At 32.9% G+C, this 14,263-nt stretch carries 12 protein-coding genes; 8 read left to right on the forward strand and 4 right to left on the reverse strand.

The features are described 5' to 3' along the window. The first annotated feature begins 296 nt into the window (after nt 1-296). From DFQ03_RS06385 to DFQ03_RS06395, 3 genes are all read left to right on the forward strand, one after another. Nucleotides 297-3,449: a PAS domain-containing sensor histidine kinase gene (locus DFQ03_RS06385; RefSeq protein WP_133672335.1), complete on the forward strand. Its 3,153-nt coding sequence runs from the start codon at nt 297-299 to the stop codon at nt 3,447-3,449. Further along, the gene (locus DFQ03_RS06390) at nt 3,421-4,488 is read left to right on the forward strand and encodes a response regulator (protein ID WP_133672336.1); all 1,068 of its coding nucleotides are present in this window, start codon (nt 3,421-3,423) and stop codon (nt 4,486-4,488) included. Before DFQ03_RS06385 ends, DFQ03_RS06390 begins: the two co-directional genes overlap by 29 nt. A gap of 122 nt (nt 4,489-4,610) precedes the next feature. Further along, nucleotides 4,611-5,150 (forward strand): hypothetical protein, encoded by a 540-nt coding sequence (locus tag DFQ03_RS06395; protein ID WP_133672337.1) that lies wholly within the window; start codon nt 4,611-4,613, stop codon nt 5,148-5,150. Nucleotides 5,151-5,617: 467 nt separating this feature from the next. On the opposite strand, the gene DFQ03_RS06400 is transcribed toward DFQ03_RS06395, so the two are convergent. Continuing rightward, nucleotides 5,618-6,286 carry a BON domain-containing protein gene (locus DFQ03_RS06400; RefSeq protein ID WP_133672338.1) on the reverse strand — a complete coding sequence of 223 codons (669 nt, stop codon included), beginning with the start codon at nt 6,284-6,286 and terminating at the stop codon, nt 5,618-5,620. 173 nt (nt 6,287-6,459) lie between these two features. Here DFQ03_RS06400 and DFQ03_RS06405 point away from each other — a divergent pair, with 173 nt between their 5' ends. Both DFQ03_RS06405 and DFQ03_RS06410 read left to right on the forward strand, forming a co-directional pair. After that, nucleotides 6,460-6,861, forward strand: a complete 402-nt coding sequence (locus DFQ03_RS06405; protein WP_133672339.1) for a hypothetical protein — start codon at nt 6,460-6,462, stop codon at nt 6,859-6,861. A gap of 18 nt (nt 6,862-6,879) precedes the next feature. Continuing rightward, a complete protein-coding gene (locus tag DFQ03_RS06410) occupies nt 6,880-7,236 on the forward strand; it encodes a hypothetical protein (RefSeq protein WP_133672340.1) in 357 nt (118 codons plus the stop codon). A 425-nt stretch (nt 7,237-7,661) separates the two neighbouring features. Here DFQ03_RS06410 and DFQ03_RS06415 read toward each other — a convergent pair whose 3' ends face one another. The 3 genes from DFQ03_RS06415 to ppsA form a co-directional block, all read right to left on the reverse strand. Further along, nucleotides 7,662-8,330 carry a BON domain-containing protein gene (locus DFQ03_RS06415; protein WP_133672341.1) on the reverse strand — a complete coding sequence of 223 codons (669 nt, stop codon included), beginning with the start codon at nt 8,328-8,330 and terminating at the stop codon, nt 7,662-7,664. 510 nt (nt 8,331-8,840) lie between these two features. After that, nucleotides 8,841-9,782, reverse strand: coding sequence for a 1-phosphofructokinase family hexose kinase (locus DFQ03_RS06420; RefSeq protein WP_166637441.1), 942 nt, complete (start codon nt 9,780-9,782; stop codon nt 8,841-8,843). Between the two features lie 22 nt (nt 9,783-9,804). Beyond that, a complete protein-coding gene (gene ppsA / locus DFQ03_RS06425) occupies nt 9,805-12,201 on the reverse strand; it encodes a phosphoenolpyruvate synthase (protein ID WP_133672343.1) in 2,397 nt (798 codons plus the stop codon). Between the two features lie 421 nt (nt 12,202-12,622). Here ppsA and DFQ03_RS06430 point away from each other — a divergent pair, with 421 nt between their 5' ends. The 3 genes from DFQ03_RS06430 (at nt 12,623) to DFQ03_RS06440 (ending at nt 13,968) form a co-directional block, all read left to right on the forward strand. Then, entirely contained in the window at nt 12,623-13,132 is a 510-nt protein-coding gene (locus DFQ03_RS06430) for a nicotinate-nucleotide adenylyltransferase (RefSeq protein ID WP_133672344.1), read from the forward strand. Nucleotides 13,133-13,167: 35 nt separating this feature from the next. Then, nucleotides 13,168-13,383, forward strand: a complete 216-nt coding sequence (locus tag DFQ03_RS06435) for a dodecin family protein (RefSeq protein ID WP_133672345.1) — start codon at nt 13,168-13,170, stop codon at nt 13,381-13,383. Nucleotides 13,384-13,488: 105 nt separating this feature from the next. Continuing rightward, entirely contained in the window at nt 13,489-13,968 is a 480-nt protein-coding gene (locus DFQ03_RS06440) for an archease (protein WP_133672346.1), read from the forward strand. Nucleotides 13,969-14,263: the final 295 nt, after the last annotated feature.

A 14,263-nucleotide genomic window follows, 5' to 3' on the forward strand; every position in this document is an offset into this window, starting at 1 on the left:
GTAGGATCTCGGGTTTCTTTATATCGAAAGAAATAGTAATTGTCAAGACTAGGCGATGTGTACTTTGGGTCAAAATGATGGTCAAGTATGCGATTATAGAATATTCTTTTAATAAAAATACGCAACATTACAGAAGGTGTAACTAGGCTTAGATACTTGGTTTAATAGATGGGCAGTATGTATTACGAAAATTAACTAAGTGACTAAATCAACTGTTTTAATTAACAGATATTATTTGTGAAATTATCAATAGTCAATACAAACATTTATTAGGGTTTTGAATAATTTGAATTAAAATGACCGAACTAAAAAAAATAGTAAATAAAAAGCTAGAGGTAAGTGATACTGCCTTATATCAAGCCGTTTTCGACTCTTCATTAGCAAGTTTGTTCGTAATTGACGGTAAGGGTACTATTTTAAAAGTGAATGATCAAGTAAAACAAATGTTCGGTTACCAAAAGAGCGATTTAATTTTAGAAAAAATTGATATTATTTTTTCAAAGGGCAATTATAAAACGATTGAATTATTAATGAAAAATTCAATTTCTGAGCATGTTCAACTCACAGGTTTGCATAAAAATAGAAAAGAATATGAATTAGATGTTAGATTAGTTAAAACTAGTGCTGAAGGACAAACTATTTTCGTTATGTTCTGTAAACAAGTCGATATTTCGGTTTTTGAAAGTGATAGAAAACTCCGTTATCTTATTGCCAATGTGCCAGGTATTGTTTTTAGGTGTGCAACTGATGAAGATTATTCTATAGAGTTCATAAGCAATGCATGTACGACTATTACAGAGTATTTACCAGAGCAATTTTATGATAGTGGAAATATGAGTTGGCTTTCACTAATTCATTTTGAAGACCAGGTTATGGTAAAGGAGCAAAGAAGAAAAGCCATATCAGAAGAAAAAACCTATCAGATATCTTACCGTATAAAAACTAGAACAAACCAAATTAAATGGGTGTCAGAAATTGTCTCTTGTGTTAAAGATTGGTCAGGCAAGGTAGCTTTTTTAGAAGGTTTTATTCAGGATGTTACAGAACGTACCGAAGCGAAAATGTTATTGACCAAAGAAAAGCAATTGCTTTGGAAATATTTAGACACTTCGGCATCTGTGTTTTTAGTCATAAATAAGGATCATACCATTGAAATGGTCAATAGAAAAGGGTGCGAGGTTTTTGGATATAGTGCCCAAGAATTGAATGGTAAGAATTGGTTTAACATCTGTATTCCAAAAGAAGATAGAAATCATCTAGCTCAATTTTTTGACGATTTGATTAATGGTGATGAAGAAATACTAGATGTTAAAGAGAATTGGGTATTAACCAAAGGAAATATTAAGAAGTTAATTCGTTGGCAAAATGCATTATCGAAAGATGAAAATGGAGAGGTGACGGGTATGATTTCTTCAGGCATTGATGTTACAGAAAAAGTGCTGGCAGAAAAAAGACTGCATACCAGTATGGAAAAGAACAGGGCTATTCTAAAGGTGGTACCTGATGTAATGACAGTTCACGATGAAAACGGTAGTGTTTTAGAAATACATATACCAGCAGATGCAAATACCATTCTCTCAAAAGAAGATATTGAAGGCAAAGATTTAGATCAGCTTCTTCCATTAAAGATTGCAAAAAAGCTTAAAAAAGCTATAACTAGGGTATTGCAGAACAAAAAAATGCAAATATTAGAAATACAAGTTCCCATAAATCATAGAATATTTGATTTTGAATGTAGGGTTGTACGCTTGAACAATAATCAGGTTCTGACTATAGCACGAAATATTTCTAATACTAAAGCAATTCAAAAGACCTTACATTTAAGAAATAAGTCTTTAGATGCTGCCGGAAACGGAATTATAATCGTAGATGCACAGAAAGCCAATCTACCTATTATTTATTGTAATAACGCCTTTATTGAAATTACGGGGTATGATAGAGAAGAGGTAATTGGTACCAATTGTAAATTTCTACAGAATGATGATAGAAATCAAGAGGCTATTGTAGTAATGGTGAATGCAATTGAAAAAAGGGAGGCAACCCGGGTGCTAATACGAAATTATCGTAAAGATGGTACATTGTTTTGGAATGATTTAAGTATAACACCCCTTTTCGATGAAAACAATATTCTTACTCATTTTATTGGTGTTCAAAATGATGTCACAGAAATCCAAAGAGATAAAAACCAATTAGAACAATACGCAAATAGTCTTGAGGAAAAAGTAGCTGAACGTACAAAAGAAATAGAATCTACAGTGCAAAAGTTAGTTGAGAACAATCTTATTCTTGAAGATCAAATTTATGAGACCAAGCTAGCTGAAAGAAAAGCACAAAGTAGTCAAGCTCAACTAATCGCAATAGCTGAAAATTTTCCTAATGGATTTATCGCCGTCTTCAATTCTGATTTTGAACTTGTTTTTATTGAAGGTGAAGAATTGAAGCGAATGAAGATAAAAAAATCGACATTCGAAGGCAAGAAGGTGGATCATATTTCAGTTTTTTCAGAAAGGCAGGCAAATGCGATCAAGCGTAAAATTTCAACTACCTTTTCTGGTAATAGTCTTTCTTTTGAATTTACGTTCGACGGACTTATATATGCGGTAAATACAACTCCATTAAAGTCTGATAACGGACAAGTAGTATGGGCTCTTTTCGTTTATAATAACATAACCCAGCAAAAGAAAGTTCAAGAGAAATTAACTAAAGCATTAAAAGTTGAACAAGAACTTAACGAGTTAAAATCACGTTTTATTTCAATTGCTTCGCACGAGTTTAGAACGCCTTTAAGTGCCATTTTATCTTCTGCAATTTTAATTGGAAAACAAAACGAGCCAGGTTTAGAAGATAAACGCCAAAAACATGTTACGCGAATTCGAACCCATGTAAAACGTTTGGTTGTCATATTGAACGATTTTTTATCTCTAAGCAGATTAGAAGAAGGTAAGCTAGCGGCAAAAACTACGTTTTTTGAATTGATAAAATTCTGTAAAAACCTAATTGATGAAATGGAATCGGCGAAAAAGGACGAACAAAGCATACATTTTATTCATACCGAAGCTGAAATAATGGCTTTTTTAGATCCAAAATTATTGAGTCATATTTTAATAAATCTGCTATCTAATTCATTGAAATATTCAGATGAGGGCAAAGCAGTTACTTTAGAAATCAAAAGAAATAATACACTAATAGAATTTAATATCATTGATAATGGAATTGGTATTGAAGTAAAAGAACAAAAACGATTATTTGAACGTTTCTTTCGGGCAGAAAATGCCACCCATATTCAAGGTACCGGTCTTGGGCTTCATATTGTAAAACAGTATGCAGAGTTAATGGGTGGTACTGTAAGTTTTAAAAGTGAATTCGGCATCGGTAGTACTTTTACCGTGCAACTTAATCTTAACCATAACCTATACAAATATGAAAAGGATTTTATTAATAGAAGATAATGATGATGTACGTGAGAACACTGCAGACATTTTAGAACTTGCCAACTATGAGGTCATCACTGCCGAAAATGGTAAAATAGGAGTTCAAAAAGCGAAAGAATTTCTTCCAGATTTGGTATTGTGTGATATAATGATGCCACAAATGGATGGTTTTCAGGTTTTACAAACCTTTGAGAAAGATATTTCTATGGCAAGTACTCCATTTATATTTCTTACCGCTAAAACAGAAAGGGAAGATATGCGCATGGGTATGAACCTTGGTGCCGATGATTATTTAACGAAACCTTTTCAGGAAAATGAATTGCTAGGGGTAATTGAATGCCGGTTAAATAAACATGACAACTTAAAAAAGGAAATTGCCAGAAATTTGAAGGGTATAAATACTTTTATTAAAGAAGTTTCTGAGTATGAAGATATGGAGGGCCTATCTAAAAACCATATGCTTAAATCTTATGAAAAAAAGGAAATTATCTTTTGGGAAGGAGATAACGCCCATTCATTATTCTTTATTGAAAGTGGTAACGTAAAAACGTATAAGGGTACTGAGGCTGGTAAAGAATTGGTAACGGGATTATACGGACCTGGTGACTTCATAGGCCAATTGTCCCTTTTGCATGCGGCTGGTACTTATGTAGAGAATGCCGTTATTTTAGAAGATGCTCAAGTTTGTGCCATACCAAAGGCAGATTTTATAAAGTTATTATATGGTAACCCTTCGGTCTCACAAAAGTTCATTGCCATGGTGTCCAATAATTTAATCAATGTACAGTCTCATTTGGTAGATATGGCCTTTGCATCGGTAAGGCAACGTGCGGCAAAAGCTTTGTTAGAGTTGTATGAAAAAGGGCTAATAAAAGACAAACCCAATGGTGGCATGTCAATACCTCGTGAAGATTTTGCAGGTATGATAGGTACAGCGACTGAAACAGCCATTCGTACGCTTTCAGATTTTAAAGATGAGGGTTTAATAACCACAGATAGCGGTAGAAGAATTATAATTTTAAATAAAGAAGAACTGTTAAGTATTTCAGATTTTTAATTTTAAAATAAATTGTGGTAAAAATTACAACTGATTTTGGTCATTCTGTAAAGTGCTGCTATTGTTTAAATTAGATATTGCGAAAGGTGTTTTAATATTATTAGAACAAAACTTTCTAAGTTATGAAAGCAATACGTTTAAAACAGAAGCAGCAAATTTTTTCAATTAAGAGTTACCAAAAACTTTGGCAATTGAAGACGGCAATACATCAATTGAATATACTTAATGCAAATAACTTACAACTTTCTGTTTTAGGTAAACTAAACCAAAATGCAGTATTGAAAAGTAGCCAGAATGAACAGGCGAATACAGAGTTAAATCAAAACTTAAAAACCATTTTTGGAGTTAAAACGGATTTTGCAACGTTCAACAATCCAGAAATAGGTACACTTTTTATCACCGGTACTGTAGTACCCCACTTTTTGCAAGATATGTATGGCAGCAAACAATTGGGCGAATTCCCTTCTGGACCTTACGGCATACTTAGAGGACTTGGTTTTACAGAGAAAATAGCATCTAGCTGTCTACAAGATTTATATAATAACTATTTTCTCCTCATTTTAAGGTCTTATGAACAAGAATTGAAGTTTGTAGATGAGTTGCTTCAAAAAAATAAATCTATACTATATAATATCTGTTGGTATAGATTCTTCGAATTTTAAATAAGGACAAAAAAAAACAGGAAACCAAAGTCTCCTGTTTTCCCGCAATACTTTTGAATTTATGTATGCTTTCAACCAAACTTGTACGCCATCTTATTACTAAAATGATTTATAAATCGATTTGAACAATCACAAATTTTCTGGCATCGCTATGGTTATCTTTTCCTTGCGGAAATGAAAACCGATATCAATTTTTTAAAAGAAACCGAGGTGCCGAAGTACCTCGGTTTCCTAGAAGATGTTCTTCAACCCAATCGCCACTTAATGATCCTACTTAAATATATTGCTATAACCGTTCGAGATACAATTAGTATTGAAAGAGTGGTCGTAACCTCTTCTTTTCTTAGATTCTAGTCTTTTAATAAAAAGCTAGATCTGTATGATTTTCAATGAACGTTTAATTATACAGCTAAAATACAATGTTGTGTCGTTGTCTAAAATGACCTAAGTCAGTTTCTCTATTTTTTTTAAACAAATTCAGGATATGATTGTACAACTATTTCATTTTGTACATTTCTAACTCCGGCGGCTTTATATGCTGTTTTTTCAATTAATTCTCTTTCTTTTATAGAATGCACCCTTCCCTTTAATTGTACTGTGTCACCATCAACTTGAACTCGTATGCCTTTTGCCATTATACTGGTATGACGCTCCAAGGCTTTGGTAATTTGGTCTTCAATATTATCAGCTTTTAATAACGGTGTTATTTCTATGTTATTGACGACACCTTTTACACCTAAAAGATTTTGAAGTATATTTTTAGCAGCTTCACGTTGGTGAGACCAAGTTACTTCTCCTGAAAGATAGATGTATCCGTCTTCAACAAAAATCTTCACTTTTTCGCTAGGTATAGTTGCATTCCATTCAAGGGCATTTACTGCTGCTTTTGCAATTTCTTTATCGGTTTTAGCATATTCATCACCATATTTTACTTCAATATCCTCGGCAACGGCTTTTACACCAACAACACGTTTAGCAACCTTGTTCGCCAACGCTTTTTTGAAATATTCGTTGACTACGCCACTTAATGTTACAATACCATTTTCTACAATAACCCCAATTTGAGTTTCGTCAATATTTGGTTCAAAAACAAGTTCGTCTAAGATGTCTTGCTTTATTTGTGCATCTGTTTTCATATAGCTTTATTTTCAATAAAAATACGTTGTACTATTCATCTGTAAAATGATGTGAATCAGTAATACATATTGTTCTCTTCAGTTTATAAATCGATAATTGACACTGATCTAGATCATTTTATGGTTGTGAACAAATTTCAATTTTTGGGGTATAATTTCTAAATAATATGAAAATGGAAACAACAAAAACGAATACAAAAGCTGCATTATTGCTGCTAGGAGCAAGCCTAGAATTGCTACACCAAGAAAGTATGGAATGGTTAGATACTGTTGCCTTCTGGAAAGATGAAACAAAATTCTTCGCCAATCTTTTAAAAAATAAAAAGACTACGGGTTCTGAATATGCGAAAATGCTAGAAAACTTAGATAAAATTCATGAAAACCTATTTGATTATTTAGAAGAAGATATTTTACTTCATGAAAAGTTATTATCTCGTTTACATAAAGGTGAAAAAGGATTGTCTGATTGGGATTATCGTGAAAAGCATCGAAGTTTGGGAGAGCGAATGGATTTGTTTACGACCGACTTTAGGGAATTTAAAAAAATGGTTTTCGGCTATGTAAAGAAGCTTTAAGCATTAAAAACAATAGCTATGGAAATGACCATCTTTATTAAAGAATTTCGACAGGTAGATAGTATTGCCCGATTCATGGACTTTTACCATAGCTTACAAATGAACTATTTGGCAAGTGATTTGTTAGAACAAGGTTTATCTCCAAAACAGATTACAGACGCGGTAATCAAAGCAATTAACATTGGCAAGGTCTCAGGGTTGATGATGAAAGAGCATTTTAAACCTGTTTTTAGTGGTTTTAACAACGAGATAATCAACGATTGTAAACTATCTCACTTGGCATATGGTCTTGTATTGTTAAATGCCGATGTAAAACTCACTGTAGTAAGCAATTTTCAGATAAGTGTTTTGAGGTCTCATATAAATAGGTCTTAGTGCATATAAAATTTATAGGAGATTACAATAGTGGTTAGAATGAGGCAATATATAAACTCTTCTTCTAACGGCTAACTGCCTTAATTTTACTTGAAATCAGCTACACACCTATAGATTATAGGGTAATACCTAAATACAGCACATTGTATTCTTTATTAAACCTCACAATTCTTTTATTTGAATGGCAGCATTGATCATTTAAGGGGTGGTTACTCTATGGAACACTATTTAAAAATTTATTTTTTGAATTCTTTTTTAGTTAAAACATTCTTTGGGCTACAATGTCTTTAAGGTTTGCCTTTTTTTTGGTCATGTTATTCTGTGATTTTTTATAATATAATTCTACTTGTAAAATTTTAAAAAGCCCCCGCTTAATAAATAAACGAAGGCTTTAATGGTTTGCGTTGTATACGCTTTAAATAATATTATGCGTAAGAAGGATAATATTGAATTTTAAGCTTGTTGATCACATCTAATACACCTGGAGCTCTAAAAGCGGCTTTTTCGGCTTCTTCTTTTTCTTTAATAGAATGCACTTTTCCACTTAGGGTAACGGTGCTGCCATCTGCTGTTACCACAATACTTTTAGCATCTATACGAGCAGATCTCTCAAAAGCTTCCTCAATAGTATCTTTTACCAAAACCGGTTTAACTGTTTGTTTTAGTTTTATGTTATTGGAAACACCTCTTACACCAACTAAATTTTTAATCGCATTTGATGCTGAATATTTTTGATAAGACCATTTCACTTCTCCCGTTAGGTATACCCAACCATTTTCAACTTTAACGATAACTGTATTGTCTGGTACTGATGAATCCCATTCTAAAGCTTCTACCGCAGCCTTGGCGATATCAGTATCTGATTTATCCATACTTGATGGATATTTAACCACTATGTCTTCGGCTACCGCCTTAACGCCGCTTACACGCTTGGCTGCTTTTTCTGCTGCAATTTTCTTAGAATAGCTATCAACTTCTCCGCTTAAGGTAACTACACCTTCATCTACTGCGACACCAATTTTTGTTTCGTCTATACTTGGTTCCCATGCTAATTCGTCTTGAACATCTAATTTAATTTTTGAATCTGTTTTCATCTTTATATAATTTATAAGTTACTATTCTCTTTTTTACTGTTTATAGTTTAGGTTAATTGAAGATTTACTTGTTTTTATTCATTTTTATTAGATTTAGGTTATACTTATGCCAGCAAATTTATAGTGATGAAGAGCAATTTAAAATGATGTGTATCAGTATCTTATATTTTAACAAATCGTCATCCCGTCTCTAATAAAGATGATTTGAATCATGTTCACGATTATATTTTATCTCTTTTTAATTCTTTTAAAAAGGTATTGGTCTAACATCTATTTTAAACCGATGCCTATGTTTTGTTATGGTCAATTTTGTGCTTGTAGACGAGAATCAATACGAACTATCTTCAACTTTTAGATGTAGTTTGTTGAAAAGGAATAAAATATTTGAGTTGCCATATCATTTTTATTTCGAAATATGGTTTATACCGTAGAATGATGACCGAGCGTTTATGAACTATTTTAAAAATCGTTACTTTCCTATTTTAAGTACAATAATTTAAAATTCAATTTCTAAATTTTTTCATTACGTCGCAACCATTTAAAAATGAACTCTACATCTTTAAGTTGACAAAGTTTAGTTCCTCTTTTGAGTGTGGCTGCGGCACCACAAGCAATACCATATTCGGTCATAACTTTGGCAGTTTTGCCAGCTTGTGCTTTTATTAGCATGCCTGCTAACATGCTGTCGCCAGCACCGATAGTATTTTTTTCATCGACAATAGGTGCCGGTATATATTTAAATAGATTTGATGTAACCAATAAGGCACCACGCTTTCCTAATGATACCACCATAATTTCGCAAGCATGAGTAGCCATAAATTTTTTTGATGCTTCTTCTAAAGATTTTGTGGACAAAGTCTGTTCATTATAAAGGCTTGCAAGTTCATTTAGGTTGGGTTTAAATAAATACATTTCAGATGTTATGGCATGTGCTAAAGCTCTTCCTTTTGTGTCTACTACAAATTTTGCTTTTTTTCGCTTAACAATATCACCAACCAGCTTATAGTAATTATCGGGAATTCCCGCTGTCAACTTTCCGCTGGCAACTAAAAAGTCGTTTTCATTTAATAAGCCTTCAATTTTGTCCAAACTATTTTGCCATTCATGCTTCTGTACAAATGGACCCGGTAGACCAAAACGATATTGTAAATCAGAATTTATATCATAAACAGAAAGATTTTCTCTGGTATTATCTTTTAAATCAATAATACATTGGTCAATAGAATCCTTTGATAATAATTCTTGAAGATGATGGCCCGTTCGACCTCCTGACAGGTATAGTGCAGTTGATTTGCCTCCCAAATTTTTAATAGCACGAGAAACATTAATACCTCCGCCGCCAGAATAAAAAATAGGTTCAGAACAATATAATTTTTGATTGGGAATTAAGCTAGGTATTGTGGTGCTTTTATCAATGACAGGGTTTACGGTAAGTGTTAGTATACGGCTCAAAAGAGTGATTTTAAATGAATGTTTAGTCGCTAATCTCAGTGACCTTTTTAGTGGTATGTTTTTGCTCTGCCTTGTTAATGTTTTCAATACCTTGAAGTAAAGCATCTGGATTAAAGGAAATACTATCTATACCTTCATCGACCAAGAATTGTGCAAATTCAGGAAAATCACTTGGCGCCTGTCCGCATAACCCAATTTTTGTACGGGTTGATTTTGCGCTTTGTATGGCCATTGAAATCATTTTTTTGGTAGCTGCGTCATTTTCGTTAAATAGTTTTCCCATTATTTCAGAGTCTCTGTCTATACCTAAAGTTAGTTGAGTAAGGTCATTAGAGCCAATTGAAAACCCATCGAATATTTCAGCAGATTCTTTTGCGAGAATAACATTGCTCGGTATTTCTATCATGGTATAGATTTTTAAATTATTATCCTTTCTTTTTAGCCCATTTTCAGCCATTACGGTAACCACTTTTTTTCCTTCTTCTATAGTTCTGCAAAATGGTATCATAACCTTTAAATTGGTTAAGCCCATGTCTTCACGTACTTTTTTAATTGCGGCACATTCTAGTGCAAATCCTTCTTTATATAGCTCATTATAATACCTGGCGGCTCCTCTAAAACCCAACATCGGATTTTCTTCGTGAGGTTCAAAATCGGCACCTCCTATTAGGTTTGCATATTCATTGGTCTTAAAATCGCTTAAACGTACAATGACCTCTTTTGGGTAAAAAGCTGCAGCAATGGTAGCAATACCTTGAGAGAGCTGGTCAATGAAATATGCAGGTTTGTCAGCGTATTTTTTAGTCAATTTTTCAATTTCTTTTCGAGTGTCCGCATTTTTGATCTGATTGAATTTTACCAATGCCATTGGGTGTACTTTGACTTTATGGGTAATTATGAACTCCATTCTAAGTAGCCCCACACCGTCATTTGGATAGCGAGAAAGGTTAAAGGCATTTTCGGGGTCTGCAAGAATTAATTTAGCCTCTGTAAGTGGCATCTGTATTCCAGAAAAATCTATTTCTCTCTCTTTAAAAGATAAGTTTCCTTTATAGACATATCCTGTTCTTCCTTGTGCACAAGACAATGTTATTGTTTCGTTATTTAGAATTCGTTCGGTTGCATTGCCACACCCTACTATTGCTGGTACGCCCAATTCACGAGCTACTATGGCCGCATGGCTTGTTCTACCTCCTTTATTGGTAATAATTCCACCTACCTTTTTAAGCAATGGATCCCAATCTGGAGTAATAGTGTCCGTTATTATAATCGTATCTTTAGTTAAACTTGGTGCTTCGTTCGGGGAGTTTAAAATAATAGCTTTGCCCACTTTAATTTTTGACCCAATAGCATTACCCTCGGTATAGATTTTGCCTTTTTCCAATAACTTATATTCAATATGAATTTGTTTGTCTTTGTTTTGATGAACGGTTTCTGGTCTTGCTTGGGTTATGAATAGTTTATTTGAAATTCCGTCTTTTGCCCATTCAATGTCCATAGGTTTTTTATAATGCTGTTCGATCAACAACGCCCAGTTGCCCAAGGTGATAATCTCATCATCTGATAATACATAGGTTTCTTGTTTTTCTTTTTTTGTAGGTACATTTAGGGTGGTCGCCTTATCGGCCTCGTCGGCATAAACCATGGTTAGTTTTTTGTCCCCTAATTTTTTTTGTACGATCGGATTCTTTTTTTTTGACAAACTTGGCTTGAATACGTAAAACTCATCTGGGTTTATCGTGCCTTGAACAATATTCTCGCCCAGACCCCAAACCCCGGAAAGTAAGATGATATTCTCGAAACCTGATTCTGGTTCAATAGTAAACCCCACTCCAGAACAACCTTTGTCTGAACGAACCATTAATTGTACCCCAACAGAAAGGGCGATGTCTTTATGTAGAAAACCTTTGTCTTCTCGATATTTAATAGCTCTATCTGTATACAATGAAGCAAAGCATTTTTTTACTGCCTCTAACAATGGATCCTTCCCCTTTATATTTAAAAAAGTATCATGTTGACCTGCAAAACTGGCATCTGGTAAGTCTTCTGCCGTAGCGCTACTTCTAACGGCTACGGCCATGTCAGTATCACCGCATAAATCGTTGTATGCCTTTATGATAGATTCTGTTAATACTTTTGATAATTCACTTTTAAGAATTAGATTTCTTGCACGGTCCCCTATCAGTGCCAAATTGGAATATTCTATTCGATCTAAACCAGATATGATATTTTCCAAAGCCTCTTGAATATTATTTTCATTTAAAAACTTCCAATAAGCAGAAGATGTGGTTGCAAAACCATTGGGTATACCAACACCTTTTGAAGTTAATTGATTGTACATTTCTCCAAGCGAAGCATTTTTTCCGCCTACCGAAGAAATATCGGTAATCCCGATATGTGAAAATTTTTTAATAAGCATATGGTATTGGTTTTAATATGAAACCAAAATTATCTTAAGGCGTTTTGATTTGGTATGATGTAGGTCATTACCCTATGCATGCTTTTCTTTTTTCAGAAAAATGTATTGACAAATTTTAGTAAGGGTACAGATAAACTTTACATGTATACTGTAGTTGAGAATAAGAAGGTCGATTACCTCTTATTTAATTTTCTTTCAAAGCCAAAATTCAATTGCTATTATTAAATCTATTTTTTGTGTGGATTACACCTCATGGTTTTCATGTTAACTATAACCATTGTAGGTAAGCTTGTTTATTTCAATTTTCTTAACTGATCCACATCATTGTAATCATTGACATACCTAGATAAATTAGCCCATAATGTCAAATGAAAAATGAAATAAAAACAAACATTTAAGTATTAACTAAAAATTTAAAATCATGAAAAAAGTATTATTAGGTTTATTAGCAATTGGGTTCACAGGTCAAATTTATGCCCAGATTATTAAAACAGAAGAACTTTCTGAAGTTACTGTTTTTGCCACCAATTATAAGTATTTAAGCGATATGAATACCAAAGAAGAGGTATCTATACCTGTTGAATTATTGCAACGTAAGGTAGCGGCATTCGATGTGAAAGAGTCAGAGTTTTACCAAGATGATTATGATACATATCAAATCAATTTTTTTATACCCGAAGGAACTATTTTGGCAGCATATGATGCAGATGGAAAACTAGTACGAACTGCAGAAAGGTTTAAAAATGTCAATTTACCTAAAGCGGTGAGAGAATCGGTATATAATCGTTTTCCGGGGTGGACAATTACAAAAGATATTTATTTGGTTAATTATCAGGAAGGCAAAGGTGCAAATAAGAAGTACAAATTGAAATTGGAAAACGGTGAAAAAGTCTTAAGGGTAAAAGTTGATGAAATGGGAAAATTCCTTTAGAATTTATAACGTATTAATTTAAAAAAATAAAAATTATGTCAATACTAAAAGTCATTGAGCTTATGGGAAATTCGACCGAAAGCTTTGAAAAAGCAGTTGAAAATGTTATTTCTCAAGCATCAAAAACGGTTAATAATATTAAATCTGTCTACATACAAGATATGCAGGTAACGGTAGACAACAATCAAATTGTTCAATATAGAGTAACAACTAAAGTTACCTTCGAAATTTCAATGCAAGAAGCATTTTAATTCATTATAGAAAGCGTTGTTATGAACATGTAGATTGCGATCTCATGTTTATGACAACCTTTCATTTTTTACCAATAAGAAAAATAGAACACAAAAAAATATGTTATGGAAACTCAAGTGGTATCAAAGAAGCCTCGTCGTCATTTTAGAAATAGTATAAGTAATTTGGAATTCGTTAAACCAAAAATAACGGTCACGGTAGAGGCATGTAGTTTACAGGAACTTTTTAAAGAAAGTTTAAAAAGAATGGCGAATACCTTAAAAAGTAAAATATACAACCCAACAAGGCATACAGACTGTATGATGAAAATAGAGGTCGAAGCAGCAAATAGTAAAGATTTACTTAAGAAATTTTTAAATCAGGTTTTAGAATTGACCTATACACATCATACTATTTTTTGTACAATGTATATAGAAGAGCTTACAGAGAATAAAATAAATGCCCAATTGTTTGGTAATTGGTTTGATATATTCGACAATAAATTAAAGCATATTCCTGAAAATGGTATTACTATGACCTTTAAAAAAGCATCATTAAACCCTTTTAATAGCTCTATCATTTTTAACTGTGAGAATGACCTTTAGCCTTTTGGTTCTACATAAATTTATGAGAAGCTTCAGGTTACTGTTGAAAACCAATTTTAAGCTAATTGTTGCAACACAAAGTATTCACCATATCATTGACGGAAAATACGTTTAGACCGGTCATATAATTTGTTTAAGCTTCTTCTTACCTAGTTTAATACATACATAATTTCGATGCTTTTTTTACAAAGGGTTAACGTATGTTGATTTTCTGTAATTATTGTATTGAGTATTAGAAATTAATGCTTCTTCACACACATATTCTCGATACTAAAAAATGAGAATAGTTCAATTT

The sequence above is a fragment of the Maribacter caenipelagi genome (genome assembly GCF_004364175.1).
In the GTDB taxonomy this organism is placed as follows: domain Bacteria; phylum Bacteroidota; class Bacteroidia; order Flavobacteriales; family Flavobacteriaceae; genus Maribacter; species Maribacter caenipelagi.

Excerpts from the sequence above, each read along its gene's own strand:
- DFQ03_RS06385 (WP_133672335.1), top strand. The coding sequence starts at position 297 with ATGACCGAACTAAAAAAAATAGTAAATAAAAAGCTAGAGGTAAGTGAT.
- DFQ03_RS06390 (WP_133672336.1), top strand. The coding sequence starts at position 3,421 with ATGAAAAGGATTTTATTAATAGAAGATAATGATGATGTACGTGAGAAC.
- DFQ03_RS06395 (WP_133672337.1), top strand. The coding sequence starts at position 4,611 with ATGAAAGCAATACGTTTAAAACAGAAGCAGCAAATTTTTTCAATTAAG.
- DFQ03_RS06400 (WP_133672338.1), bottom strand. The coding sequence starts at position 6,286 with ATGAAAACAGATGCACAAATAAAGCAAGACATCTTAGACGAACTTGTT.
- DFQ03_RS06405 (WP_133672339.1), top strand. The coding sequence starts at position 6,460 with ATGGAAACAACAAAAACGAATACAAAAGCTGCATTATTGCTGCTAGGA.
- DFQ03_RS06410 (WP_133672340.1), top strand. The coding sequence starts at position 6,880 with ATGGAAATGACCATCTTTATTAAAGAATTTCGACAGGTAGATAGTATT.
- DFQ03_RS06415 (WP_133672341.1), bottom strand. The coding sequence starts at position 8,330 with ATGAAAACAGATTCAAAAATTAAATTAGATGTTCAAGACGAATTAGCA.
- ppsA (WP_133672343.1), bottom strand. The coding sequence starts at position 12,201 with ATGCTTATTAAAAAATTTTCACATATCGGGATTACCGATATTTCTTCG.
- DFQ03_RS06430 (WP_133672344.1), top strand. The coding sequence starts at position 12,623 with ATGAAAAAAGTATTATTAGGTTTATTAGCAATTGGGTTCACAGGTCAA.
- DFQ03_RS06435 (WP_133672345.1), top strand. The coding sequence starts at position 13,168 with ATGTCAATACTAAAAGTCATTGAGCTTATGGGAAATTCGACCGAAAGC.
- DFQ03_RS06440 (WP_133672346.1), top strand. The coding sequence starts at position 13,489 with ATGGAAACTCAAGTGGTATCAAAGAAGCCTCGTCGTCATTTTAGAAAT.